Annotated in this window: 24 protein-coding genes and 1 riboswitch; of the genes, 10 read left to right on the plus strand and 14 right to left on the minus strand. The window is 32.8% G+C overall.

Features of this window, described 5'->3' with window-relative positions; translation table 11 throughout:
* Window position 1 precedes the first annotated feature (1 nt).
* Window positions 2-958, minus strand: a complete 957-nt coding sequence (locus ASE40_RS14250) for a glycosyltransferase family 2 protein (protein ID WP_057117759.1) — start codon at window positions 956-958, stop codon at window positions 2-4.
* Window positions 959-966: 8 nt separating this feature from the next.
* On the minus strand, window positions 967-1497 hold the full coding sequence (locus ASE40_RS14255) for a DUF4199 domain-containing protein (RefSeq protein WP_057117760.1): 531 nt from the start codon (window positions 1495-1497) through the stop codon (window positions 967-969).
* A 251-nt stretch (window positions 1498-1748) separates the two neighbouring features.
* Between ASE40_RS14255 and ASE40_RS14260 the strand changes: the two genes are divergently transcribed.
* The 5 genes from ASE40_RS14260 (at window position 1749) to ASE40_RS14280 (ending at window position 8072) form a co-directional block, all read left to right on the plus strand.
* Window positions 1749-2003, plus strand: a complete 255-nt coding sequence (locus tag ASE40_RS14260; RefSeq protein WP_011921626.1) for a type B 50S ribosomal protein L31 — start codon at window positions 1749-1751, stop codon at window positions 2001-2003.
* A gap of 160 nt (window positions 2004-2163) precedes the next feature.
* Window positions 2164-3339 (plus strand): GlmU family protein, encoded by a 1176-nt coding sequence (locus tag ASE40_RS14265; RefSeq protein WP_057117761.1) that lies wholly within the window; start codon window positions 2164-2166, stop codon window positions 3337-3339.
* A gap of 262 nt (window positions 3340-3601) precedes the next feature.
* Window positions 3602-5236: a ribosomal protection-like ABC-F family protein gene (abc-f, locus tag ASE40_RS14270; protein WP_057117762.1), complete on the plus strand. Its 1635-nt coding sequence runs from the start codon at window positions 3602-3604 to the stop codon at window positions 5234-5236.
* Between the two features lie 226 nt (window positions 5237-5462).
* On the plus strand, window positions 5463-6620 hold the full coding sequence (locus tag ASE40_RS14275) for a porin (protein WP_057117763.1): 1158 nt from the start codon (window positions 5463-5465) through the stop codon (window positions 6618-6620).
* Window positions 6621-6641: 21 nt separating this feature from the next.
* The gene (locus ASE40_RS14280) at window positions 6642-8072 is read left to right on the plus strand and encodes an anion permease (RefSeq protein WP_057117764.1); all 1431 of its coding nucleotides are present in this window, start codon (window positions 6642-6644) and stop codon (window positions 8070-8072) included.
* Here the strand turns inward: ASE40_RS14280 and ASE40_RS14285 are convergent.
* Window positions 8069-8371: a GNAT family N-acetyltransferase gene (locus tag ASE40_RS14285; protein WP_230406408.1), complete on the minus strand. Its 303-nt coding sequence runs from the start codon at window positions 8369-8371 to the stop codon at window positions 8069-8071. The genes ASE40_RS14280 and ASE40_RS14285 overlap by 4 nt on opposite strands.
* Before the next feature lie 290 nt (window positions 8372-8661).
* Here ASE40_RS14285 and ASE40_RS14290 point away from each other — a divergent pair, with 290 nt between their 5' ends.
* The gene (locus ASE40_RS14290; protein ID WP_057117765.1) at window positions 8662-9321 is read left to right on the plus strand and encodes a hypothetical protein; all 660 of its coding nucleotides are present in this window, start codon (window positions 8662-8664) and stop codon (window positions 9319-9321) included.
* A gap of 166 nt (window positions 9322-9487) precedes the next feature.
* Entirely contained in the window at window positions 9488-9985 is a 498-nt protein-coding gene (locus ASE40_RS14295; protein ID WP_057117766.1) for a hypothetical protein, read from the plus strand.
* 62 nt (window positions 9986-10047) lie between these two features.
* Here the strand turns inward: ASE40_RS14295 and ASE40_RS14300 are convergent, their stop codons facing one another.
* A complete protein-coding gene (locus tag ASE40_RS14300; RefSeq protein WP_057117767.1) occupies window positions 10048-10563 on the minus strand; it encodes a hypothetical protein in 516 nt (171 codons plus the stop codon).
* A gap of 167 nt (window positions 10564-10730) precedes the next feature.
* On the opposite strand from ASE40_RS14300, the gene rpmH reads away from it, so the two are divergent.
* Window positions 10731-10892 (plus strand): 50S ribosomal protein L34, encoded by a 162-nt coding sequence (rpmH, locus tag ASE40_RS14305; RefSeq protein ID WP_008464848.1) that lies wholly within the window; start codon window positions 10731-10733, stop codon window positions 10890-10892.
* A 148-nt stretch (window positions 10893-11040) separates the two neighbouring features.
* Entirely contained in the window at window positions 11041-13896 is a 2856-nt protein-coding gene (carB, locus tag ASE40_RS14310; protein WP_057117768.1) for a carbamoyl-phosphate synthase large subunit, read from the plus strand.
* A 61-nt stretch (window positions 13897-13957) separates the two neighbouring features.
* On the opposite strand, the gene ASE40_RS14315 is transcribed toward carB, so the two are convergent.
* From ASE40_RS14315 to ASE40_RS14335, 5 genes are all read right to left on the minus strand, one after another.
* Window positions 13958-14500 carry a hypothetical protein gene (locus tag ASE40_RS14315; protein WP_057117769.1) on the minus strand — a complete coding sequence of 181 codons (543 nt, stop codon included), beginning with the start codon at window positions 14498-14500 and terminating at the stop codon, window positions 13958-13960.
* Between the two features lie 141 nt (window positions 14501-14641).
* Complete coding sequence (locus tag ASE40_RS14320) at window positions 14642-15181, minus strand: DUF4252 domain-containing protein (RefSeq protein WP_057117770.1); 540 nt, start codon at window positions 15179-15181, stop codon at window positions 14642-14644.
* A 1-nt stretch (window position 15182) separates the two neighbouring features.
* Window positions 15183-15710, minus strand: coding sequence for a DUF4252 domain-containing protein (locus tag ASE40_RS14325; RefSeq protein WP_057117771.1), 528 nt, complete (start codon window positions 15708-15710; stop codon window positions 15183-15185).
* 15 nt (window positions 15711-15725) lie between these two features.
* Complete coding sequence (locus tag ASE40_RS14330) at window positions 15726-16190, minus strand: hypothetical protein (RefSeq protein WP_057117772.1); 465 nt, start codon at window positions 16188-16190, stop codon at window positions 15726-15728.
* On the minus strand, window positions 16177-16686 hold the full coding sequence (locus ASE40_RS14335) for an RNA polymerase sigma factor (protein WP_057117773.1): 510 nt from the start codon (window positions 16684-16686) through the stop codon (window positions 16177-16179). Before ASE40_RS14335 ends, ASE40_RS14330 begins: the two co-directional genes overlap by 14 nt.
* Before the next feature lie 167 nt (window positions 16687-16853).
* Here ASE40_RS14335 and ASE40_RS14340 point away from each other — a divergent pair, with 167 nt between their 5' ends.
* A complete protein-coding gene (locus ASE40_RS14340) occupies window positions 16854-18311 on the plus strand; it encodes a S41 family peptidase (protein ID WP_057117774.1) in 1458 nt (485 codons plus the stop codon).
* 79 nt (window positions 18312-18390) lie between these two features.
* On the opposite strand, the gene ASE40_RS14345 is transcribed toward ASE40_RS14340, so the two are convergent.
* The 5 genes from ASE40_RS14345 to cobT all read right to left on the minus strand — a co-directional run bounded on the left by ASE40_RS14345 (window position 18391) and on the right by cobT (window position 24742).
* Window positions 18391-19425 carry a YncE family protein gene (locus ASE40_RS14345; RefSeq protein ID WP_057117775.1) on the minus strand — a complete coding sequence of 345 codons (1035 nt, stop codon included), beginning with the start codon at window positions 19423-19425 and terminating at the stop codon, window positions 18391-18393.
* Between the two features lie 3 nt (window positions 19426-19428).
* Window positions 19429-21282, minus strand: a complete 1854-nt coding sequence (locus ASE40_RS14350) for a TonB-dependent receptor plug domain-containing protein (protein WP_057117776.1) — start codon at window positions 21280-21282, stop codon at window positions 19429-19431.
* Window positions 21283-21307: 25 nt separating this feature from the next.
* Window positions 21308-21511, minus strand: a riboswitch (cobalamin riboswitch).
* Between the two features lie 70 nt (window positions 21512-21581).
* Window positions 21582-22112: an alpha-ribazole phosphatase gene (cobC, locus tag ASE40_RS14355; RefSeq protein ID WP_057117777.1), complete on the minus strand. Its 531-nt coding sequence runs from the start codon at window positions 22110-22112 to the stop codon at window positions 21582-21584.
* Window positions 22097-22882 (minus strand): adenosylcobinamide-GDP ribazoletransferase, encoded by a 786-nt coding sequence (locus ASE40_RS14360; RefSeq protein ID WP_057117778.1) that lies wholly within the window; start codon window positions 22880-22882, stop codon window positions 22097-22099. The genes cobC and ASE40_RS14360 overlap by 16 nt, the downstream gene beginning before the upstream one ends.
* A gap of 180 nt (window positions 22883-23062) precedes the next feature.
* The gene (gene cobT / locus ASE40_RS14365; RefSeq protein ID WP_057117840.1) at window positions 23063-24742 is read right to left on the minus strand and encodes a nicotinate-nucleotide--dimethylbenzimidazole phosphoribosyltransferase; all 1680 of its coding nucleotides are present in this window, start codon (window positions 24740-24742) and stop codon (window positions 23063-23065) included.
* Between the last annotated feature and the right edge of the window lie 125 nt (window positions 24743-24867).

Genomic DNA, 24867 nt, shown 5'->3' on the forward strand with positions numbered 1-24867 from the left:
GTCAAAAATTTACTTCACGTGCTACTTTATATCTTTCTTCATTGTTTTTGGTTCTTAAAATAATTTCACCTAAAAATCCAGCTAAGAAAAGCTGAGTTCCTAAAATCATTGTGGTCAAAGCAATATAGAACCACGGATTATTTGTAACCAAAGTATATTTCATTCCGTTATACATATGGTATAGTTTTGAAACGCCTATATATCCAGCAGACAAAAATCCGATTATAAACATTATTGATCCCATTGCGCCAAATAAGTGCATTGGTCTTTTTCCAAAACGCGATAAAAACCAAATCGTAATCAAATCAAGAAATCCGTTAATAAAACGTTCCATTCCAAATTTGGTCTCCCCATATTTTCTAGCTTGGTGAATTACCACTTTTTCGCCAATTTTTCCGAAACCGGCATTTTTAGCCAATACAGGAATATAACGGTGCATTTCGCCAGAAACTTCAATGTTTTTGACAACAACATTTTTATATGCTTTTAATCCGCAGTTAAAATCGTTTAACTCAACACCAGAAGTTTTTCTGGCAGCCCAGTTAAATAATTTTGAAGGAAGATTTTTTGCTACAACAGAATCGTAACGTTTCTTTTTCCAGCCTGAAACCAAATCGTATTTCTGAGCTGTAATCATTTCGTACAATTCAGGAATTTCATCTGGACTGTCTTGCAGGTCGGCATCCATTGTAATAATAACGTCGCCTTTTGCTTTAGCAAAACCAGCATGTAAAGCCTGTGATTTTCCAAAGTTTTTCATGAAACGAATGCCTTTTACATTCGGATTTTCATTAGAAAAACCTTCAATTATCTGCCAAGAATTATCTGTACTACCATCATCTACAAAAATGATTTCATAAGAGTAATTGTTAGATTGCATCACTTTAATGATCCAAGTATAGAGTTCTTTAAGTGATTCCTCCTCGTTTAGAAGCGGTATAAGTATAGATAAATTCATTTATATTTTTATTCTTGTGTAGTTTTGCTTTTAAAAAATGCAGCGAAAATCAATCCAAAAATGGCACTGATAACAATTGCAAAAACAGATCCTTTTGCTAGTTCTATAGTAGAGTACGGACTACTTTCTTTCATTTTAGCAACTGCTTCGTTAATACCTGAAGCTGGAGCACCAAATTTCTGCATCATATTTACAGTGTATTTGATCATAATTTCGCTTAAAGTGTCTTTAGCTCCTGGATCAATTACGTTAAATAGAATAATATTAAAAGTTGTAGAAATCAAAATACCGATTACTGCAGCTATAAAATAAGTGGTAAAAGCATCTTTGAAAGTAAAAACGCCATTTAATTCCTTCTTTGTTTTAGAAAGCAAAATAATACTTATTGTAAGACTTATTGCTATTCCAATTATACCCATCCACCAAGCTGTAAAGAGGTTTAAATCAATAGCATATATCGTTGCAGTAACCAAAGCAGATGCAATACCAATCATTACACCATAAGTAATACCGTTCTTTTTTATAACTTCATTAATCATATTTCTATATGTTTTAAAATTAATCCACAAATATAGTAATTCCCACTATAATCGGAGATAAAAAAAGCTTTTCGAAATAAACTAAAAAAAAGTGGGCTAAGTATTTGTTTATTAAAAAAGAATTGTAAATTTGCACACTCAAAAATAATTAAAAGTTTTTAAACAAAAAGAGTATCATTTGTTTACACCTTTTTCTAACCATGAAAAAGCTTCAAAATAAAAATACTCCAAACAATAAATAAAAGATAAAGATGAAAAAAGGAATTCACCCAGAAAATTACAGATTAGTTGCATTTAAAGACATGTCAAATGATGACGTTTTTATCACTAAATCTACTGCAGATACAAAAGAAACAATTGAAGTTGACGGAGTTGAGTATCCAGTTGTAAAAATGGAGATTTCTAGAACATCTCACCCTTTTTATACTGGTAAATCTAAACTTATCGATACTGCAGGACGTATTGATAAATTCAAAACTAAATACGCTAAACACGCTAAAAAATAATAGCTGTTTTACATTATACAAAAGCCTTCCAGATCTGGAAGGCTTTTTTTATGCGTTAAATATTACTTTTCGTTAAAGTGGTTTTTTAGTAAACCCGTAAAATATTTGTAACTTTGGGGTCAGGTAACCAAATCAAATTTTAACAAACACTCAATTATTTATGAACTACATTCTTTTCGACGGGCCCGTTCGGAATGCGTTATTACCCTTTACCTTTACGAGGCCTGTGGCTGATATTTTGGTCGGAATTATGACCATCCGTCAAAAATGGGAAAAACGTTTAGGTTCAACAATTACCACTATTACCGAAGAATATTTATCGGAAAAATTTCCAATGGTTGAAATGGAAGAAAATGTAATGATCAATGCAGCGTATTTGCCAAATTATACACTCGTAGAGATGATTTCTGACTTAACCGAAAATCAGGCCATTTTTAAAGGAGAAGATGTAATTGCATTTTTTGCAACCGAAAACCAAGAAGAAGTCGATTTTGATTCTTATGAAATTATTCAGTACAATGATGACTGTATAACTATTGAACATACTTGGGATATTTTTTCTAAAAATGATGCAGCGATCCGTCAGGATTTTAATTATTTGACAGAAGATCGAAAATCGCAGCCAATTCCAAAAAGCGTTAATGTAATTGCACCCGAAAATATATTTATTGAAGAAGGAGCCAAATTGGAGTTTGTAACTTTAAATGCTTCAAATGGTCCTATATATATAGGTGCGAATTCGGAGATCATGGAAGGAACTGTAATTCGAGGACCTTTTGCTTTATGCGAAAATGCAATAGTAAAAATGTCTGCCAAAGTTTACGGAGCGACAACTGTAGGGCCGGGATCTAGAATTGGAGGAGAGGTTAAGAACTCTGTACTTTTTGCAAATTCGAATAAAGGACATGAAGGATTTTTAGGAGATTCTGTTTTAGGCGAATGGTGTAATATAGGGGCCGATTCTAATAATTCAAACCTGAAAAATAACTACGAAGAGGTTAAGTTGTGGAGTTATGAAACAGAAGGTTTTGCAAAAACAGGACTTCAGTTTTGTGGTTTAATGATGGGAGATCACAGTAAATGTGGTATCAATACAATGTTTAATACCGGAACTGTTGTTGGAGTAAGTGCCAATATCTTCGGATCTGGTTTTCCTCGTAATTTTGTGCCAAGTTTTTCTTGGGGAGGCGCAGCGGGTTTTACAACTTATGTAACCAAAAAAGCTTTTGAAACAGCCAAACTGGTTATGGGACGCAGAAACATTGAGTTTGATGAAACTGAAGCCGCAATCTTAGAACACATTTTTGAAGAAACCAAAAAATGGAGAAAAGACTGATTTATTTAGTTAATTAGTCAATTTGAAAATGAGATAATTTTTAGCAAACCCGACTGGTTTTTGAAACCTGTCGGGTTTTGTTTTGTTGTGAATTTTGAAAATGACACATTTTCAAATTAAACAAATGATCTAATTATCAAATTGTCACATTTTCTAATTCCCTAATTGGTACATTATACAATTAAAATCTATCTTTGCGCTTTCAAAAAAATACTTGCTTAGAAATCTAAAAATCTAAGCAGTCTAAAATCTAAAAATCTAAATGATTACAGTTAACGATATTTCGGTTCAGTTTGGTGGAACTACACTTTTTAGCGATGTTTCTTTTGCTATCAATGAAAATGATAAAATTGCCCTTATGGGTAAAAATGGTGCGGGAAAATCGACACTTTTAAAAATAATTGCTGGTGTAAATAAACCTTCAACTGGAAGTATTTCTGCTCCAAAAGAAGCGGTAATTGCTTATTTGCCGCAGCATTTACTTACTGAAGATGGCGCGACTGTTATGGAAGAAGCATCTAAAGCTTTTAGTGAGATTTTTAAAATGAAATCTGAAATAGACGAAATCAATGAACAGTTAACGGTTCGTACAGATTATGAAAGTGACGAATACATGAAATTGATCGAGAGAGTTTCTGACTTAAGCGAAAAATTTTACGCTATTGAAGAAGTAAATTACGAAGCTGAAGTTGAAAAAATATTAGTTGGTTTAGGTTTTGAGCGCGAAGATTTTACACGTCAGACTTCTGAATTTTCTGGAGGATGGAGAATGCGTATCGAACTGGCTAAAATTTTATTGAGAAAACCAGATTTAATTTTACTGGATGAGCCAACGAACCACATGGATATTGAAAGTATTCAATGGTTAGAAGATTTCTTGTTGAACCAAGCCAAAGCTGTTGTAGTGATCTCGCACGATAGAGCGTTTGTAGATAATATTACAAATCGTACTATTGAGGTTACAATGGGAAGAATTTACGATTACAAAGCAAAATATACTCACTATTTAGAATTAAGAAAAGACCGTCGTATCCATCAGCAGAAAGCATATGATGAACAGCAAAAAATGATTGCAGAAAATCGTGCTTTTATTGATCGTTTTAAAGGAACATTTTCTAAAACAGATGCTGTGCAGTCTCGTGTAAAAATGCTGGAGAAACTTGAAATTGTTCAGGTTGATGAAGTAGATACTTCAGCATTGCGTTTAAAATTCCCGCCTGCAGCGCGTTCTGGACAATATCCTGTTATTGTAAAAGAAATGTCTAAATCTTACGGAGATCATGTTGTTTTTAAAGATGCAAATATTGTAATCGAACGTGGTCAGAAAGTAGCATTTGTTGGGAAAAATGGTGAAGGAAAATCGACCATGATCAAAGCGATTATGAAAGAAATTGGTGTTGATTCTGGAAGTGTTGAAATCGGTCACAATGCACAAATTGGATATTTTGCTCAAAATCAAGCGGCTTTACTAGATGAAAACGCAACGATTTTTGAAACAATTGACAGTATTGCAGTTGGAGATATTAGAACACAAATTAAAAATATTTTAGGTGCTTTCATGTTCCAAGGTGATGACATTACCAAAAAAGTAAAAGTGCTTTCAGGAGGAGAAAAAACACGTTTGGCAATGATAAAATTATTGTTGGAACCTGTAAACTTATTGATTCTGGATGAGCCTTCGAATCATTTGGATATGAAAACGAAAGATATTATCAAAGATGCGCTTCGTGATTTTGACGGAACTTTAATCTTAGTTTCTCACGACCGTGATTTCCTTGACGGTTTAGCAACTAAAGTTTTTGAGTTCGGAAATAAAAGAGTAAAAGAACACTTTGAAGATGTTGCAGGTTTCCTTGCTCATAAGAAAATGGACTCTATGAGAGAGATCGAAAAATAAATCAAAATAGATTCAAATTAAAAGCACAAGTTAATTCTTGTGCTTTTTTTATTTTTAATAACATTATTTTAATGCAACTTTTTTTACAAGAGATGTGTTTTTTTGCTATTTTAGTAGTCCCATTTCGTTTTAGCTGTAAGTAGTTAGCTTTTTGGTTTTCAAAAAGCATAATTCTGATTTGAATTCAGTTGTATAAAAAAACTAATATTTTATCTATTTGAAGTCTATGAATAAAATTCTACTATTTCCAATTGTTTTTTTCTTCTTTTTAACTCCGCTTTTGCTACAAGCCCAAGACGATGTAAATGAAAGTGGAAAAACTGAAAAGCCAGAAAACGAGGTAAAATATCCACAATACCAAATCAAAGGTCTTTTGCAGGCAAGATATCTAGAAAGTTTTGGCGATAATGTTGATGTTTTAGGGGTTCACCACTCTACTGGTGATGTTACACAGCAGTCTTTTGATATTAAAAGAATGCGTGTTGGTTTAAATACCAAATTAAGTGAAGCAACAGAAGTTGTGATCCTAGTCAATTTAGCTGATTTTAAATCGGATACAAAAGGTAAAGTTTTGGAAAATGCCTATGGAAAGTATACTTTTAGTAAATACATTGCTCTAACAGGAGGGCAATTCCGTCCTGCATTTGGTATAGAAGAGCTTGTTCCGGTGGATATTATAAAATCTTTTGACTTTTCAAATCAATATTACGAATTCGGAAAAAATGGATGGACCAGCTTTCAGATAGGAGCTTCCGCAACTGGAGCTTTCGATATCGGAAAAATTCCAGTCAATTACGCTGTTTCTGTATTAAATGGAAATGGAAAAAATGTAGAAATGGATAAGGATAACGGAAAACAATATTCTACAAGATGGGTTTTCGAATTATCAAAAGAACACAAAATTAATCTGGGTTTAAACGGAGGTTTCGGAAAAGTGTTTAAAGAAGATGTTTTTGCAATTGGTGCAGATATAACCAGTGATTTTAAACTTACAGACAGATTTACTTTCGATCTTCAAATCGAATACAAACAAGGAACAAATCATAACTTATATTTTTCTCTGCCAGTAGAAAGCAGAACAGATAATGTTGCTGATTATCAAATGCGAGGGATTTATTTTCTGCCAAATCTGAGATATGTTGTAAACTACAAAAAATTGACTGCTTTAGAATTATCATGTCGTTACGAAACATTTGATCCTAGTTATAAGGTCAATTCAAATGTAAGGCAGACCTATACGCCAATGGTAAGTTTGGAATTTGGAAAAGCCTATACGGGTCGAATAGAATTAGGATTTGAAATTGATCGATTTGATAGAAGTATTCCAGATACATCAACCTATAATGATGATTTATTCTTAATTCAATTACAACTACGACTTTAATTCACCTAAATTTTGTTTTTTATGAAAGAAGTAAAAATTCCTCAGACCCTGATAACGCTGGCAATTGGAATTGCAATTTGGTTTATTCCTGCACCAAATGGCGTTGTCATAGAAGCTTGGCATTTATTTGCCATTTTCGTAGCTACAATTTTAGGAATTATCTTGAAAGCAGCTCCTATGGGGACTATGTGTATGATTGCAATTGCATTAACGGCAATGTCACAGGTTTTGGCTCCAGGCGATCCAGGAAAATCGATTACTTTGGCCTTGAGAGGTTTTGGAGATAAAGTAATTTGGTTAATTGGAATTTCATTCTTTATAGCCAGAGGTTTTATCAAAACAGGTTTAGGAAATAGAATTGCTTTTTTATTCATTAAAATATTCGGAAAAAGTTCTTTAGGATTGGCTTATGGTTTAGGACTAGCTGATTTAGTATTAGCACCAGCTGTACCGAGTAATACGGCTAGAGGAGGAGGAATTATTTATCCGATCATGAAGTCCATGGCTATGAGTTTTGGCTCAATGCCTGATCAGCCCGAGACACACAGAAAGCTGGGTTCGTATTTGACTTTAAATAGTTATAATATGAATTTGATAGCATCTTCAATGTTTCTAACAGGTACGGCAAGTAATCCGATGTGTCAAAAATTTGCGCTTAATTTAGGAATAAAAATAACTTGGATGTCGTGGGCAGCTGCGGCGATTGTTCCAGGTTTATGTGCATTTTTTGTCATTCCGTTTGTGTTGTATAAAATTTATCCTCCAGAATTGAAAAAAACAGCCGATGCGCCGCAGATTGCATCTCAGAAATTAAAAGAAATGGGAGCAATAACCCGAAACGAATGGATGATGCTGCTGACGTTTTTTATACTTCTTTTTCTTTGGATGACTGGAGATTTATTTTCTATTGATGCGACAACAACAGCATTTATAGGATTAGTAATTTTATTGCTGACTTCGGTTTTAACTTGGGATGATGTAAAAGCCGAAAAAGGAGCTTGGGATACAATTGTTTGGTTTTCTGTTTTAGTAATGATGGCCAGTTCGCTCAATGAATTAGGCTTCATTGCGTGGTTTAGTGATCTTGTAAAAGCAGAAATTGGTGGATTAAGCTGGCAAATGGCTTTCCCGATTATTGTGCTTGTATACTTTTTTAGTCATTACCTTTTTGCAAGTGCAACAGCACACGTAGCGGCAATGTATGCGGCATTGCTTGGCGTAGGAGTTTCGCTTGGAATTCCAGGACTGCTGCTTGCTTTTATGCTTGGTTTTATAGGTTCGCTTTACGGAACATTAACGCATTATGGTCATGGTCCGGCACCCGTTTTCTTTGGGAGCGGCTACGTCGATTTAAAGAGCTGGTGGGTCAAAGGACTTATAACTGGTTTAGTTATGCTCTTTATTTATATGGTAATTGGAGGATTGTGGCTCCGAATTATTGGATATTTTTAGATTCTAATTCCAGGAGGAAGCAGTTCTTTATATCTAGGATTTTTTTTGAAAAAAGAAACAATCTTTGGATGAATTGGAACAACTCTGTAATTTTTTTCAGAGCTTAATTCTAAAATGTTTTTAAGTAAAGCGTTAATAGCTTCTTCATTTTGATACGAATCTGGTGTGTTGATTTTGGTTAAGAAGATTTTTTTTTCCTGAAATGAGTATTCAACTGCCAGCATTCCTTCAGGTACGACAGTTTCAAATTGGCGTGCAAAAGTGTTGTCTTTGATTTCCATAGTTACAAAAGTTTCCATAGTAATTTCTTTTAAGGTTATGTTTATAAATTGAATTTGGGAATTGAAATAGTATTGACAGAAAATTCTTTATAAGATTTTAAAGCCAAAAAATATTTCAAATACAAAGGTAATCATTTGATTTTCAATATTAAATTATTTTTTGAAGAGATAAAGTTTAAGTAATTGTTTCTAAGTTTATTTTTTTAAGTTGAAGTAATAATATGGAGCGAAATTTGATTAAGATGATATTAAAAAGTAACTTTATTTTTTTTAAAATAAATGTCACAAGGTAATTTCATTTTAATAGTATGAGTAAAATTCCAGTTTATTTTATGCCGGGCCTGGCAGCAAGTTCATCTATTTTTGAAAGAATACAATTAGATGAAGATGTTTTTGAAATGTGTCTTTTAGAATGGGAAATCCCAAAACCTAAAGAAACACTAGCCGATTATGCACTTCGAATCAGTAAAAATATAAAACATGAAAATCCTGTTTTAATTGGAGTTTCTTTTGGCGGGATTTTAGTTCAGGAAATGGCGAAATATATCAAAACTCGAAAAGTTATTATTATATCGAGTGTGAGAAGCAATGTTGAATTTCCTAGAAGAATGAAAATAGGGAAAACCACAAAAGCATACAAGCTAATTCCGATGCAGTTGATTTTAAATATTGAAAAACTAGCTAAATTTTCATTTGGCGAAAAAGTCAATAAGAGAATTAAACTCTATGAGAAGTTTTTATCTGTACGTGATTTGGGTTATCTGCAATGGGCTGTAGAAAGTGTGATTCGCTGGGACAGAAATCAAATTGATGAAAATGTAGTTCACATTCACGGAGATCAAGACGAGGTTTTTCCAATCAAATACATTAATAAGTGTATTATCGTAAAAGGCGGAACACATATTATGATTCTCAATAAGTATAAATGGCTGAATGAGAATTTGCCTTCGATTATATTGGAAGACTAAAAGAGTTAAATTCCAAATTCCAAGTTGAATGTTTTAAGTTTTCAGGCTTTGTCAAAATTTTGATAGAGGTTTTGTCATGAAGATTATCCGCAATCTTATCATTTCGATCCCGAGGTTTCGGGAGAGAAATCTCCGCAAGTAAATCTATAAAGAGAATTAATAAAATATGAGAATATTGATAATTGTTTTGGGGCTAATTTTAGTTGGCTGTGAATCTCCAAAGAAAGATTATGATTTTACTTTTTTCAAATGGAATATTCATGAATCTTATTATTTGAAGTTTAATTCTTCAGATACGCTCTATTGTGTAGGTGCTTATGGAATTAAACAAGAGACTTCTTTTGCAATTTTAAATAAAGAGCAAAAAGAAAGAATTCAAAATTTATTAGATACTCTAACTTTTCCAAAGAATCAAGTTTTTAATGATTTAGTTAATGATGGAGAAACTAATGTTTTTCTATTGAATAAGGGTGAACAGACTAGAAAGCTTAAAATTCATGGTATTTCAGGTCCTAAACAATTTTGGCTTTTTGGAGAAACATTAGATAGGCTTAAGCGCCAACTGCAATTTGCTCAAATAAATAAAAAAATAGATTTCAAAGAAATTAATAAAATGGTTATTTCTCAAATGAAATTTGTACCTCGTAAGGATACTTTGCAATAAAAAAAAATCCCAAACACCAGTAAATTGGAATTTGGGATTTAAATATTGAAATTTAAAAATCGTTAGATTTTCTTCATTTGTTCTTTCATCATAGAAATTTGTTCTTTCAGCATTCCTTGTTTGTCTAATTTTTTAGCTTCGTTTAATAAATTAGTTGCTTCAAGTTTTCTTCTGCGTGACATTGCGACTCCTGCAAGGTTCAATTTAGCTACAGCCAAATCCATATCCATTGATAGTCCAAGTTCGATAGCTTTTTTGAAATGTTTCTCTGCTTGGTTGATATTTGTTTGAGACAACATGATTCCTTGTAAGTAATTTAAGTAACCTTGCTGCTTTCTTACTAATGCCCCTTCTGGATTTTTAATATATGATAACCATTTTTTAGCTCCTTCAAAGTCTTGTTTTCTTAATTTTAGGAAAGCTAAAAGGATAAATTCGTTTTTAAAATAAAGAAAAATTGGAATCGCAGTTAGTAAAATAAGGAAAATACCATTTCCGATATTACTTTCTGTAAATTGCCAAATGCCAGCTACAACAAGAAGTCCGGCCAAAATAAGTTTAATATTTTTGTGAAACATAATTAATGTAAATTTGTGATTGCAAAGATAGTAAAAGGAATTAAAAATATTTTTATAAAACTACTTGCCAGAAAAAAAAGTCTTTGTATATTTGCACTCGGTTTTTGAGCAACGATATCGAAAACTAGAAAAAGAGATATTAGATACCATTTTAAAGATACAAAACAATGAGCAAAAGAACATTTCAACCATCGAAAAGAAAAAGAAGAAATAAGCACGGATTTATGGACAGAATGGCTTCTGCGAATGGAAGAAAAGTTCTAGCGCGTAGAAGAGCAAAAGGAAGACATAAATTAACTGTTTCTAGCGAACCTAGACACAAAAAATAATGTTTGTATAAACATACATAAGGCGATTACTTTTTTAGTATCGCCTTTTTTTATACCTTGTCGGTAAAATTTTTTACAACATTCTAGTTTAGAATAGACTACGAATGTTTTTTAGAAGTACTTTATATAACTACACAATACATACAAAATGCCTAAAGACACATCAATTAAATCCGTTTTAATAATAGGTTCGGGACCTATTGTTATTGGTCAAGCTTGCGAATTCGACTATGCAGGTTCTCAATCTGCACGTTCTATTCGTGAAGAAGGAATTGAAGTTATCTTGATTAACTCAAATCCAGCGACGATTATGACCGACCCATCTATGGCCGATCATATTTATTTGAAACCATTAACGACAAAATCGATTATTGAGATTCTTAAGGAACATCCACAAATTGATGCTGTTTTACCAACAATGGGAGGACAAACAGCTTTGAACTTGTGTTTGGAAGCGGAAGAAAAAGGAATCTGGCAGGATTTCGGGGTAAGATTAATTGGAGTTGACGTAAACGCAATTAATATTACAGAAGACAGAGAGCAGTTTAAACAGCTTTTAGAAAAAATCAATGTACCAACTGCACCTGCAAAAACGGCTACTTCATATTTAGAAGGAAAAGAAATTGCTCAGGAATTTGGTTTTCCACTTGTAATTCGTCCATCGTTTACACTTGGAGGAACAGGAGCTGCAGTAGTTTACAAAAAAGAAGATTTTGATGAGCTTTTAACAAGAGGTCTTGAAGCTTCTCCAATTCACGAAGTTTTAATTGATAAAGCTTTGATGGGATGGAAAGAATACGAATTAGAACTTTTAAGAGATAAAAACGATAATGTTGTAATTATCTGTTCAATCGAAAATATGGACCCAATGGGAATCCATACTGGAGATTCGATTACAGTTGCACCTGCAATGACTTTATCTGATACAACTTTCCAAAAACTGAGAGATTACGCAATCTTGATGATGAGAAGTATCGGAAACTTTGCTGGAGGATGTAACGTACAATTCGCAGTTTCGCCAGACGAAAAAGAAGATATCGTAGCAATCGAGATTAACCCTCGTGTTTCTCGTTCTTCTGCATTAGCATCAAAAGCAACTGGTTATCCAATTGCTAAAATTGCTTCTAAACTGGCTTTAGGATACAACTTAGATGAATTACAAAATCAAATTACAAAATCGACTTCGGCTCTTTTTGAACCAACTTTAGATTATGTAATCGTAAAAATACCACGTTGGAACTTTGATAAATTTGAAGGATCTGACAGAACTTTAGGTCTTCAGATGAAATCTGTAGGTGAAGTTATGGGAATCGGGCGTTCTTTTCAGGAGGCGCTTCACAAAGCAACTCAATCTTTAGAAATTAAAAGAAATGGGTTAGGGGCTGACGGAAAAGGATATAAAGATTACGAGCAGATTATCGAAAAGCTTACATACGCAAGCTGGGATAGAGTATTTGTAATTTATGATGCAATCGCAATGGGAATTCCGTTGAGCAGAATTCATGAAATTACAAGAATCGATATGTGGTTCTTAAAACAATACGAAGAACTTTATGTTTTAGAGAAAGAAATTTCAAACTATAAAGTTTCTAATCTTCCTAAAGAATTATTACTTGAAGCAAAACAAAAAGGTTTTGCAGACAGACAAATTGCTCACATGATGAATTGTCTAGAAAGTGAAGTACATTCTTTACGTATGGAGCAAAACATTAACCGTGTGTTTAAACTAGTTGATACTTGTGCCGCTGAGTTTAAAGCGCTGACTCCTTACTACTATTCAACTTTTGAAGCTGAAATCGAAAAAGCAAACGGAGAACGTTTTGTTGATAACGAAAGTATTGTTACAGATAAAAAGAAAGTTATTGTTCTAGGTTCTGGACCAAACAGAATTGGTCAGGGAATTGAGTTTGATTATTCTTGTGTGCATGGAGTTTTAGCAGCAAAAGAATGCGGCTACGAAACAATCATGATTAACTGTAACCCTGAAACGGTTTCTACAGATTTTGATACTGCTGATAAATTATACTTTGAGCCAGTTTTTTGGGAACATATTTACGATATCATCCAGCACGAAAAACCAGAAGGTGTAATCGTACAGCTTGGTGGACAAACAGCTCTTAAATTAGCAGACAAATTATCTAAATATGGTGTAAAAATCATAGGAACTAGTTTTGATGCACTTGATTTAGCTGAAGATAGAGGACGTTTCTCAGACTTATTAACTGAATTAAATATTCCTTTCCCAAGATTCGGAATCGCTGAAACGGCAGACGAAGCTTCGAACTTAGCTGATAGTTTAGATTTCCCACTTTTAATTCGTCCTTCTTATGTATTAGGAGGTCAGGGAATGAAAATTGTAATCAACAAAAAAGAACTTGAAGAACACGTTATCGATTTGTTGAAAACAATTCCAGGAAACAAATTACTTCTCGATCACTATTTAGCTGGAGCAATCGAAGCTGAAGCTGATGCCATTTGTGATGCTGATGGAAATGTTTACATCATTGGTATTATGGAGCACATTGAGCCTTGTGGAGTTCACTCTGGAGATAGTAACGCGACATTACCTCCTTTTAACTTAGGAGAATTTGTAATGCAGCAAATTAAAGATCATACACATAAAATTGCGAGAGCTTTAAAAACTGTAGGTCTAATTAATATTCAGTTTGCGATAAAAGACGATACAGTTTACATTATCGAGGCAAATCCAAGAGCTTCTAGAACGGTTCCATTTATTGCAAAAGCTTACGGAGAACCTTATGTAAACTACGCTACAAAAGTAATGTTAGGCCACAACAAAGTAACTGACTTTGATTTCAATCCGCAATTAAAAGGATATGCAATTAAGCAACCAGTTTTCTCTTTCAGCAAGTTCCCGAACGTAAACAAGGCGTTAGGACCAGAAATGAAATCTACAGGAGAAAGCATCTTGTTTATTGATGACTTAAAAGACGATCAATTCTACGAATTGTACTCTAGAAGAAAAATGTATTTGAGTAAATAATCTCAAATTCTGATATAAAAAAAGCTCCAATGAAAATTGGAGCTTTTTTGTTTTTTGTTACTTAGTAGGCAACATCATATTTATAATTAAAAGTACCATCTGTAACTTGTGTTGTAACTGGATTATTTGCACCAATTGGCTTTGAATAATCTTCAACGCAATTAAAAGAAAAGGTTCCTGCGACGATTTTTGTATTTAAATCAATCGAAGTTATAGACAAAGTTCCTTTGGCGACATATTGGTTTTTTGGTTTTGTATTAAAGATAAATTGAATTTGTGTTTTTGAGGCATCATAAGTTTCTGACGTGATAGGATAAGTGCCAATTTTTAGATCGCTTCTTTTAATATATAAAATTATTTCATCTACACCTTTTCTCCCCTGTAATTGAATATATTCAGCTGTGGGATAGTAGGTGTATAATGGTTTTGTTGCAAAATTTGAATTGAACGGATTGTTCATTTCCCACAAAGTTCCATCAATTTTAGCATTCATTGCAAATTTTGATGTTGGAGCGGTTGGATCTTCTGAATTTTCACTGTTATCGCTTGAACAGCTGTTTAGAACTAAAACTAAAAAAAGAAAGAGAATTTTTGGTGTTTTCATTAGTGGTATTTAAAGGTTATGTTGGATGTAAATGTAGAAAAATATTTGTTAATATTGTAATTTTGTAAAAGCCTTGTTATTAACGGGCTATAAAAAAAGCTCCAATTTATTGGAGCTTCTTTTGGTTTAAAAAGTAAGACGTTATTTTTTAATAAGTTGTTCTAATGGTTTCAATTGATCCATATCAATTTTAGATTTTTGTAAAACAGACATTAAAGTCATAATATTATTCGGATTCATATCTTCACCTAAAACACGAACTACAGCAAAGCCAGTTTCTTTTCGATTAAGGAATATGACAAATTCTTTAATGTTGTCTTCAGATCCTACATAACTAATAGAAGCTCCGTCTTTACCAGATCCAAATTTCATTAATTGTTCATATTTTGGATTTTTTAATATGGCATTGACTTTTGTTCTTTCTGTCTCAAACTGCGCCTGATTTTTATCATTTGCTTTAAAAGCCAGAATATTCATTTTTTCGAAAGAATTTACCGCTTCAGTTTGTTCTGCTGAAAGTTTCGTTTTTTCAAGATTTAAAATATTAGGTGAAATATCCAATGCTATAAAATCTTTGTTTTCTGTGTTTTCAACAAAATACTTTTGTAATGTTGGTTCAGAGTTACAGCTTCCTAAAGTTAGCAAAGCTATAAGTGCTAAGGTGAAAATAGTTGTCTTCATTTTATTTTTTGCCTTTAGAAGCTTTCTTTAAATCAGAACCTCCTGGAAGCTGCATTTTATCTGTTAATACTGAGATTTCGTTTAGATCAAAATTACCAGTTAAAGATAATAAAACAGTCTCATCGTTTTTAGCACCGTCAACATACATTAACAATTCTCTTATCTGCGTATCTGATGCGCCAGATTTTACCATGATTCTAACATTTTTACCGCTGTCATTTACACGCATCAATTCTTCAAGGCCTGCAGTTTTAATGTATTTGTCTGCTGAAGCTTTCATTTCTGCTTCAATTTTTGGATTTTTAGTGGTAAACACTTTTAAATAATCTAATTTTTTAATTAAAGCAATGTATTGTTGTGTCTGTTTATCAGAAGCATCAACTTTTACCTTGCTCATTAAATCGAACATTTTTTTGTTTACAATTACAGAGGTTACATCGTCTTGACCATCAAATTTGTCAAAAGCACCTTGTGCATAAAAAACGTTTGTAACAAATGCGAAAACTAGAGTTATGATGAAATTTTTCATTTGATTTAAATTTAATTACTGTTTAAAAATTTTGTTTTTTGATTGTTCGTATTCTTTAATGTACTGTACACTTTCAATACCTACATTAACATTGTTTGATAATAAAGCCAAAGCTTTTTGTGTCGCTTTTAGCGCCTCTTCGGGATCATCGTAGGTTCCTAATTCTGTTTTAGAAGCTACGGCAGTAGTAGTAGTACTTTGTTCGCTTGCAAAATAATAGGTTCCAATTCCCAGCAAAATCACAGCTGAAGCCGCAATCGATAACCACGCCACATTTCGTTTTTTAGTTTGTAGTGGAATTTCATACGTCGATTTCTGTTCTTTTGCTAGAGAGAAATAGCCAAACATAGACTTGTACTGCTCCAAATGCTGCGCAACATTTGGTGAAGAAAAGTATTCTCTTAATTCTTTTTCTTCGGCAATCGTTGTTTCTCCCTGAAAGTATTTTTCTAATAGATTTTCTATTTTATTTAGTTCCATAAAGGTGTGTATTTGTCATTGATTCTCTAATTTTTTTTCTCGCTCTCGAAAGTGCCACTCGTATTGCAGTTTCGTTCATATTGACAATTTTCGCTATTTCGTCAAATTCATATTGTTCAACATCCCGAAGCTGAATCAGCAGCTGCATTTGTTCTGGAAGCTGATTTATAATTTTTTCAACCCATTCTAGACTATTTTCATCTTCCAGCTTTTTGTCTAACTGCGGTTCCCTGTCGGTAAAATTATTATGAACAATCTGCAGATTACTGGCTCTTTTAGATTTTAATTGGTCGAGACAATAATTTTTAGTCATTGTCATAGCTAAAGCTTCGACGCTGTTATAGTTTTCCAGATTTTCTTTTTTATTCCATAATTTTACCATTACTTCCTGAGTGGCGTCTTCGGCCTCTTCAGTACTTGTAAGCAATCTTTTTGCCAGACGAAAAACTTTGTCTTTAAAAGGATTTATTAATTCTATAAATACAACTTGGTTCATTAAACTGATGGTTAATCGTTAGCTTATATAGTCAAGACGAGGTACAATTATATTTGTTACAACAAAAAATAAATATTTTTTTTACGTAAAAAAAATACTGCTTTTTTGACGAAGCTAAAACTAAAGATACTACTTTTACGTTTATACCACTAAGAAACCCAATTGATATGAAAACACCTTTAAAGAGTATTCTCTTTCTTTTTTTGCTAGCTTTTTCTTTGCAGTCTTGTGAAGATCAAGATGACGTTGCAGCTCCAGCAGACTTACAAGTTAATAATTTTATATGGAGAGGATTAAATGAAGTTTATTTATGGCAGGCAGATGTGCCTAATTTAGCTGATGGACGTAATCTTCAACCTGATTTCGATACTTTTTTAAGAGGTTATTCTAAGCCGGAAGATTTGTTTGAAGATTTATTGAATAAACCAGAAAGTAAATACCCGAACGGAGGGGCTATTGACCGTTTCAGCTGGATTGTTGATGACTATACTGTTTTGGAACAAGAATTAAGCGGTATTACCAAAAATAACGGAGTCGATTTTAGACTAAGCCTTATTTCTTCTGGGTCAAATGATGTTGTTGGATATGTTCGTTATATTATACCAAATTCTGATGCTTCTACAAAAGCAATTAAAAGAGGCGATTTGTTTACAAGCGTGAACGGAACAAAACTTACTGTTTCTAATTACCAGCAATTGTTATTGAATCAAGATAGCTATACTTTAAATCTAGCAGATTATAACGGAAGTACTTTTGTTTTGAATGGTAAATCGGTTGCTTTAACGAAAACAGTTTTAGAAGAAAATCCAATTTTCATCAATAAAGTGATTACTTCAGGAAGTCATAAAATTGGTTATTTAATGTATAATGGTTTTTATTCTGAATACGATGATAAATTAAATCAAGCTTTTGGCGAATTAAAAGCACAAGGGGTAACAGATTTAGTTTTAGATCTTCGTTATAATGGAGGAGGAGCTATTACATCTTCAACTAGACTTGCAAGTATGATTACGGGACAGTTTCCAGGGCAGATTTTTTCAAAAATGACGTTTAATGCTAAACAAATGGAAGGTCTAAGCGGTGATGACTTAGAAAGTCTGAATGAAAGATTCGTTAATAATATTGATGGAAAATCATTAAACAGTTTAAATTTAAACACGGTTTATATTATTACAACAGAAAGTACAGCTTCTGCAAGTGAATTAGTGATAAATGGGTTAAAACCTTATATCAATGTTGTTCAAATTGGAGAAATTACAACTGGAAAGAATGTAGGTTCATTTACAGTTTATGATTCAGAAACTTTGACTAAAAAGAACGTAAATCCGAATCATAAATACGCAATGCAGCCTTTGGTTTTAAAGATTACAAATTCAGCAAATTTTGGAGATTATACTCAAGGTTTACAGCCAACATACGAGCAGAACGAACAAGTTAGCACTTATGGCGTTTTAGGAGAAACATCTGAGCCGTTACTTAGTTTAGCTATTTCGAAAATTACGGGCGCAACTGCTAAAAGAACTTTTAATGATTTGGAACCGAAGTTTCCTTACGTAACAGATTCAAAAATCATTAACGGATTGAAACATGGTATGTATCTTAAAACTGCACCAAAACTATATTAAATAAAATTCAAATAATAAAAAAGGCTTTCAGAAATGAAAGCCTTTTTCGTAAAAAAAACAAAAACTAATTCTAAATAGTTTAATCGTTAAAGTAAAAACCGTTTGATCCTGCACCGGTTGCTAATTCTTTTTGAAGATTTCCAGCTAAGTCGTAAATGAATGCTTTACTATCTTTATCGAATTTTGCATCTGCAACATAAATACGATTGTTTTCTACTGCAAATCCGTATATATAACTATCAGCTATCGTAACAATTGCTGTTGTAGAAGGCGCTGTTGCGTTAATGCCCATTGCATAAACAGAAGTTCCTGCTGTGTAGTAAATTTTGTTGTCTTCAATATCCATAAGACCAACTCCAGCTAAACTGTCTGGGAATCCAATTTTAGAAACGGATTTGTCTGATAATTTAACTTTTACTAATTCACCATTACCGGAAAATGGTGCTCTAAGAATATATAAATTACCATTTTCTTCTTCGATACAATCTGCACTATATCCAATTTCTAAAGTTTCAACTGCTTTTGTAGCAATATTTACAATTAAAAGTTTACTGCTGCTGTTTGGTTCAGTGATGTATAATTTACCATCTTCTAGAACTAATCTGTTTGCAGTTGCGTTTAATTCAATTTTTGACTCTACTTTATTAGTAGCTAAGTTAATAACAGCAACAAAATCATCAGTATCTCCTGTTGCTGGATTAATGTACGAATACGTATTTGCGTTGGTAACATAAGCTTTTCCATCTTTCACAACACCATATCTTGGAGTTGCAAGACCTGAATCAATTTTTGCAATCAATTTAAAAGTATATCTGTTTACAACATTGATCACATTGGAACCACCTGCAATGATATAAGCTTTATCTCCGTCAAAAAAGATATTCTGTAAATATCCTCCAACCAAATCATTTCCATTTTCAGCTTTATAAGCATCTTTTGTAAACAAACTAAAATCATTGCTAGAGAATGAAACACTTCCAACACTTGAACTTCCTTCATTCAAAATAAAAAAACCATTGTCATAAGCGCCTTTTGGAGTATCGTCATCATCGCTTGAACAAGAAACGAATAACGAAATGCTTAACGCTATTAAAAGTAATTTACTGAACTTCATATATTAAAATTTTAAGGTTAAATACACATTGAAATTGCGACCTGGCATTGGTCTGTTTTCTAGGCTTTCATAGTCTTTATTTAAAAGATTTAAAACCTGAAAACCTATTTTAAAAGAATCTAAAAATTTAAGATCATAATCGATTCCGATATTTGAAATTAAATAATCGTTTATAATTTCATCCTTACTATTATCGGCGGTTGTATAAACAAAACCATTGTAAAGAATTTGATAGTAAGCGCTTACTTTATTTCTTGAGTAGGAAACTGCTCCAGTTGCTTTATTAAAAGGAACAAAAAAGATTTGGTTTTTGGTTTTTTCATCTTGAGATATGGTATAAGCATACGTTGCATTTACTGCAAAATTGTTTTTACCATAATTTTTTCTCCAGCTTAATAAAGTTTCAGTTCCATAACTGTTGACTTTATCCTGGTTTTGCGGTGTCCAAATACCACCAGTTCCAGGCACCCATTGCAGCATGTCTTTTATTTTTATATAATAAAAATTCTGCGTCCAAGTGAAATTTTTAAATGTAAACACATTGCCAATTTCTCCCTGATAAGAGTTTTCTGGTTTCAAGTTCGGATTTCCTCCAGTTTCCCAATACAAGTCGTTGTAAGTTGGAATTCTGAAATTTCTAGAAATATTCAACTTTAAATTGTACCAATCATTGAATTTATAAGAAGAGCCTAAATTGAATAAAAGCGGTGATTTGTAATTATTGGTAAATTCTTTTCTAACACCAATTTCATTTTTCCAGTTATCGCCGATATCTTGCCTTAACAACAAAGAAGCCGAACTGATTTCGCGAACATGACTTCCAAAACTAGTTCCATAACCATTTGTTCTGCTGTAATCTATAATTCCGTTGACCTGAGTAGATTTAAATAAAGTATAATCTAAATCTAACTTTGTAATCAAATTTTCGGTTTTTCCGTACGTAAAATTATTAGCGCTATTATCAGCAAAGTATTGATAATTTTCAAAAATATATGCTGTCTTAAAATTGGTTTTCAGCTTTCCAAAATTTCCATCGTATTCAAGCAGGTTTCTGTTGAAACCATTTACGTACTTGCTTTTGGTTTCTGTTTCTACAATTAAAGATGTATTTCTGTCTGTATTTGAAGTTTGACTATACAGCCTTAAAATATGGTTTTCGTTTATTTTGTACCCAACATTTGCATTCAAAGTAATAATATCATACTGCCCGTTTTGGTTCCAGCGCTGTTCGCCTCTCCAAGTATAGCGATTCAAATACTTATAATCGTTTGTGGAGCTGTTTTTTGAAAAACCAATCTGTGTGCTCCATTTTTTATTTGAAATAGATGTTTTGTAATTAATACCAATAGTATTAAAACTGCCGTAATCTAATCTTAAGTTATTTTCAAAACGATTTAAAAAAGATAAGTCATTATTTAAATGAACGGTTCCTCCAATTGCGCCGCTTCCATAAATTACACTTCCACCGCCAGCCTTAACACTGACTGAATTATAATCTGAACTGGAAATAGTATTAAAATCGGTGCTTCCATTCATTTGAGAATTAATATTTATTCCGTTCCAAATTACTGCTGTTTGGGAAGAAGTCGTTCCTCTAAAAGAAACAGTCGAAAGCATTCCGCGACCATATTCTTTAAAATATAAAGTAGAATTAAAATTCAGCAAATCAGTTAACAATGCCTCATTTTTATTAATAATGGAATCATTAAGTTTTAAAACAGATTGCGATGCTGAGTATTTTTTTAAGTTTTTGTCTGAAACAAAAACTTCTTTCAAACTGGTAATAGAATCGCTCTGCGCCAAAGTAATCTGGCACAACAATAATAAACAAAAAGCTAACCTTAGTTTTATAGTCATAATTTCTACACTCTTTTTCCCGAGAGCTCGATATTGTTACAAAGGCAGGTCTCCTGGCTTGCGTCTTGTTGTTTACCTTCCCATTCGCCATGGGCGAGCAGTGGTTTTGTAGTTTACAACAAGCATTCGTTTAAGAACTCAGCTTACAGTTGCGGGTACAGCTCAAGAAATTACTTGATTCCCTTTTAATGTGTTTTATAAAAACACAACCTTAATTGGCTGCAAAGATAAAGTTAAAAATATTGAATATTCAAAATTTGTTTAGCTTTTCGAAGCAAAATGTAAAACATTACAGAAAATTAGAGCTTTATTCTGATAACTTGTCCGAAATTTACTTTATTTTTAAAAGCTTCTATCAAGGGAGTTTCTGTCTGATGACATAAAATACTTCTGATGACTCCTGCATGAGAAACAATAATTATAGGATTTTCTAGCAGTGAAATTTCATTTAAAAAGTCACCAACTCTTTCATGTAACTCTACAAACGATTCGCCATTTGAAACTTTGATATTTACAAAATCTTCCATCCACGGATTGAGTTGTTCGGGCGGAATTTCATCCCAGCTTTTCAATTCCCAATCTCCAAAATTCATTTCCTTTAGACGATTATCTTCCTGATATGAAATTGTATTTACATTCTCTTGAATATGTTTAGCAAGAATTGAACAACGTTTTAATGGACTTGAAAAAATCATTGCTTTTGAAGGTAATTCTGAAATAATTTTACCAAATATTTCATCAAAGGGTTCTGCAATATTTACATCAGAGTGTCCGTAACAGATTCCTTTTTCGCAGATAGTTTCGGTATGACGGACTAAATAAATTTCCATAAAAATAAAATGCTTAAATAAAATACAACTTCGCAGACTTGCTGGGTTGCGCCTAAACAATCACCTGTATAACCGCCAATCCACTTTTGGAAGTAACGGGCTAAAAAATATCTAGTTATAGAAACAGGAATTACAGCTAAAATCAATTTATAATCAAAAAAAGAAAATACAATTAACGGAATTAAACCAAAAAAGCATGAGCCAAAAACTTCTTTCCAAGTATATTGTTTTGCAATTGGTTTACTTTTGCTAGAAGCATCTTCGCGAGAATATTCGTGAGTAAAAATGATACTTATTGCGGCTAAACGGCTTAGTGAATGAGCAGAAATAAATAAAAGGAAAATTAGTAAAATGTTATTTGTGAAAAGTAAAATGGATTCTGCAAGCAGTTTGAATTTTAATAAAAAAAGTAAAACTAATCCGATTGCTCCGTAAGCGCCAATGGCACTGTCTTTCATAATCATTAGGATTTTTTCTTTGGTCCAGCCGCCGCCAAATCCGTCACAGACATCTGCAAATCCGTCTTCGTGAAAAGCGCCGGTTGTTAAAACAGAAGCAATAATTGCAAAAATTACAGCAGTTTCTGTAGAAAGAAAAAGCGAAAAAAGATAGAAAGCCAGAAATGAAATTGTTCCAACAATCCAGCCAATAAAAGGGAAATATCGTGTGGCTTTATTTAAATAATCAGGATGATGAGTTATGTTTTTTGGACAAGGAATTCTGGTGTAAAACATTAAACAGGTGAAGAAAATATGTAGTTCTTTTTTCATTTAGATTGGGTTTTCATTTAGTATGTCATTTCGACGAAGGAGAAATCTCCGCAAGTAATTCCGTTCTAAAAGAGGCTCAACTTTGTGGACTTTCTAATGGAGATTTCTCCTTCGTCGAAATGACAAAAGTGAGAATAAATCATAATGAAACATAATTATTTGTAGAAAATAGAGTAATTACTATTTCCTACTTATGCCAGCACTTTCAAAACTAGCCATTTCATTCAAAAAAGCCTCAGCCGATTTTAAAATAGGAAAAGCAATCGCACAGCCCGTTCCTTCACCTAAACGTAAATCAAGATTTAAGATAGGTTTGACATCTAAATATTCTAGCAATTTAGAATGTGCTTTTTCTGCAGAGCAATGACAGAAAACTGCATTTTGCTTTATATTCGGATTGATTTTATAAGCGATTAAAAAAGCTGTGGTACAAATAAAACCATCAACTAAAATCAGCATTTTATTTTCAAAGGCAGCCAGCATTCCGCCAGCCATTTGTATGATTTCAAAACCGCCAAAATAAGAAAGCTGTGAAATTAAATCGGCTTGACTGGAATAATTTTCGAGTGCTTTTTTTAGAATATTTTGTTTCAGAATTAATTTTTCATTTTCAACTCCAGTTCCTTTTCCAACGCATTCTTCAATAGGAAAATCAGTTAAAAGGCTAATTAAAACAGAAGCTGTAGAAGTATTTCCTATTCCCATTTCTCCAAATCCAATGCAGTTAGAACCTGTTTTAGCAATTCTTTCAATAATATCTTTTCCTTTATCAAAGCACAATTGAACTTCGGTTTCGCTCATTGCAGGAATATGCAGAAATGATTGAGTGCCTTTGGCAATTTTTGCATCAATTAAATTTGCATTTGTTGGGAAATCATAATTTACACCAGCATCAACAATTGATAATTCAATATTATTTTGTTTGCAGAAAACATTAATTGCGGCGCCTCCTTCAAGGAAATTAGTTACCATTTGTCGCGTAACATCTTGCGGATAATCGCTTACGCCATGATTAGCGATTCCGTGATCTGCAGCAAAAACAACAATATTTGGTTTTTCAATTTTAGGATTTAAAGTTTCAAAAACACTTGCCATTTGAAAAGCCAAGGTTTCTAATGTTCCTAAGGAACCAACCGGTTTTGTTTTTGAATCTATTTTTTCTTGCAGCAGTTTGTTGAAATCGGGTTTAGTTTCGATTTCATTTTGAGATTTTTCTTCAAAATCAGAAATGTTTATTTGATGAATTTCTTTGATTTCAGCGCAGATCGGAGCTTCTGATTTTTGTTTCCAATGCAATTGCTGCAGCATTGGCTGGTTATTATAGTTCGTTGCTGGCTTTCCAATACAGAAATATCCGAGCGGTTCTATATTCTCAGGTAAATCAAGGATTTTTTTAAACTGATAATAATTCAGAATCGAAACCCAGCCCATTCCGTAACCTTGTTCAGTCAGAGAGAGCCAAATATTCTGAGCCGCACAAACCGAACTAAATTTCACAGCTTCATTACTCCCAATAGTCCCAATAGTGAATTGGTTTAAAACCGAACGATCATAAGCAATAATAAGCCCGATTGGCGCTTCTTCAATTGCTTCTAATTTGAGCGATCGGTAGAGTTCTTTTTGTTCGGGATTGTCGGTAAGTTCCTCGGCTTTTTTGTTGTAATCTAAAAATAGTTTTTTAATTGAAGTCTTTACTTCATCCGATTTAATAATATAATATCTCGTAGCATCAGTCAAACCAACAGACGGCGCCCAATGTCCAGCCTGTAAAGCTTTTTGAATTACTTCATCAGGAACTTCATCAGTTGTAAAATGTCGGGTGTCGCGGCGTGATTTTAATATATCTTCTAGATTGCTCATTTTAAATTCCAATTTTAAATTCCAAATTCCAAATTCGAAAATGGATAACATTCTAGTAAAGATAAAGCATAGCTTTGTAATTTTGATTTTAAAATTTTGAATTCTCTTCCTAAGTTTTGGAATTT

The sequence above is a fragment of the Flavobacterium sp. Root935 genome, from assembly GCF_001429295.1.
Lineage (GTDB): Bacteria > Bacteroidota > Bacteroidia > Flavobacteriales > Flavobacteriaceae > Flavobacterium.

Coding starts and splice junctions, on each gene's coding strand:
- ASE40_RS14250 (WP_057117759.1), bottom strand. CDS start 958: ATGAATTTATCTATACTTATACCGCTTCTAAACGAGGAGGAATCACTT.
- ASE40_RS14255 (WP_057117760.1), bottom strand. CDS start 1,497: ATGATTAATGAAGTTATAAAAAAGAACGGTATTACTTATGGTGTAATG.
- ASE40_RS14260 (WP_011921626.1), top strand. CDS start 1,749: ATGAAAAAAGGAATTCACCCAGAAAATTACAGATTAGTTGCATTTAAA.
- ASE40_RS14265 (WP_057117761.1), top strand. CDS start 2,164: ATGAACTACATTCTTTTCGACGGGCCCGTTCGGAATGCGTTATTACCC.
- abc-f (WP_057117762.1), top strand. CDS start 3,602: ATGATTACAGTTAACGATATTTCGGTTCAGTTTGGTGGAACTACACTT.
- ASE40_RS14275 (WP_057117763.1), top strand. CDS start 5,463: ATGAATAAAATTCTACTATTTCCAATTGTTTTTTTCTTCTTTTTAACT.
- ASE40_RS14280 (WP_057117764.1), top strand. CDS start 6,642: ATGAAAGAAGTAAAAATTCCTCAGACCCTGATAACGCTGGCAATTGGA.
- ASE40_RS14285 (WP_230406408.1), bottom strand. CDS start 8,371: ATGGAAACTTTTGTAACTATGGAAATCAAAGACAACACTTTTGCACGC.
- ASE40_RS14290 (WP_057117765.1), top strand. CDS start 8,662: ATGAGTAAAATTCCAGTTTATTTTATGCCGGGCCTGGCAGCAAGTTCA.
- ASE40_RS14295 (WP_057117766.1), top strand. CDS start 9,488: ATGAGAATATTGATAATTGTTTTGGGGCTAATTTTAGTTGGCTGTGAA.
- ASE40_RS14300 (WP_057117767.1), bottom strand. CDS start 10,563: ATGTTTCACAAAAATATTAAACTTATTTTGGCCGGACTTCTTGTTGTA.
- rpmH (WP_008464848.1), top strand. CDS start 10,731: ATGAGCAAAAGAACATTTCAACCATCGAAAAGAAAAAGAAGAAATAAG.
- carB (WP_057117768.1), top strand. CDS start 11,041: ATGCCTAAAGACACATCAATTAAATCCGTTTTAATAATAGGTTCGGGA.
- ASE40_RS14315 (WP_057117769.1), bottom strand. CDS start 14,500: ATGAAAACACCAAAAATTCTCTTTCTTTTTTTAGTTTTAGTTCTAAAC.
- ASE40_RS14320 (WP_057117770.1), bottom strand. CDS start 15,181: ATGAAGACAACTATTTTCACCTTAGCACTTATAGCTTTGCTAACTTTA.
- ASE40_RS14325 (WP_057117771.1), bottom strand. CDS start 15,710: ATGAAAAATTTCATCATAACTCTAGTTTTCGCATTTGTTACAAACGTT.
- ASE40_RS14330 (WP_057117772.1), bottom strand. CDS start 16,190: ATGGAACTAAATAAAATAGAAAATCTATTAGAAAAATACTTTCAGGGA.
- ASE40_RS14335 (WP_057117773.1), bottom strand. CDS start 16,686: ATGAACCAAGTTGTATTTATAGAATTAATAAATCCTTTTAAAGACAAA.
- ASE40_RS14340 (WP_057117774.1), top strand. CDS start 16,854: ATGAAAACACCTTTAAAGAGTATTCTCTTTCTTTTTTTGCTAGCTTTT.
- ASE40_RS14345 (WP_057117775.1), bottom strand. CDS start 19,425: ATGAAGTTCAGTAAATTACTTTTAATAGCGTTAAGCATTTCGTTATTC.
- ASE40_RS14350 (WP_057117776.1), bottom strand. CDS start 21,282: ATGACTATAAAACTAAGGTTAGCTTTTTGTTTATTATTGTTGTGCCAG.
- cobC (WP_057117777.1), bottom strand. CDS start 22,112: ATGGAAATTTATTTAGTCCGTCATACCGAAACTATCTGCGAAAAAGGA.
- ASE40_RS14360 (WP_057117778.1), bottom strand. CDS start 22,882: ATGAAAAAAGAACTACATATTTTCTTCACCTGTTTAATGTTTTACACC.
- cobT (WP_057117840.1), bottom strand. CDS start 24,742: ATGAGCAATCTAGAAGATATATTAAAATCACGCCGCGACACCCGACAT.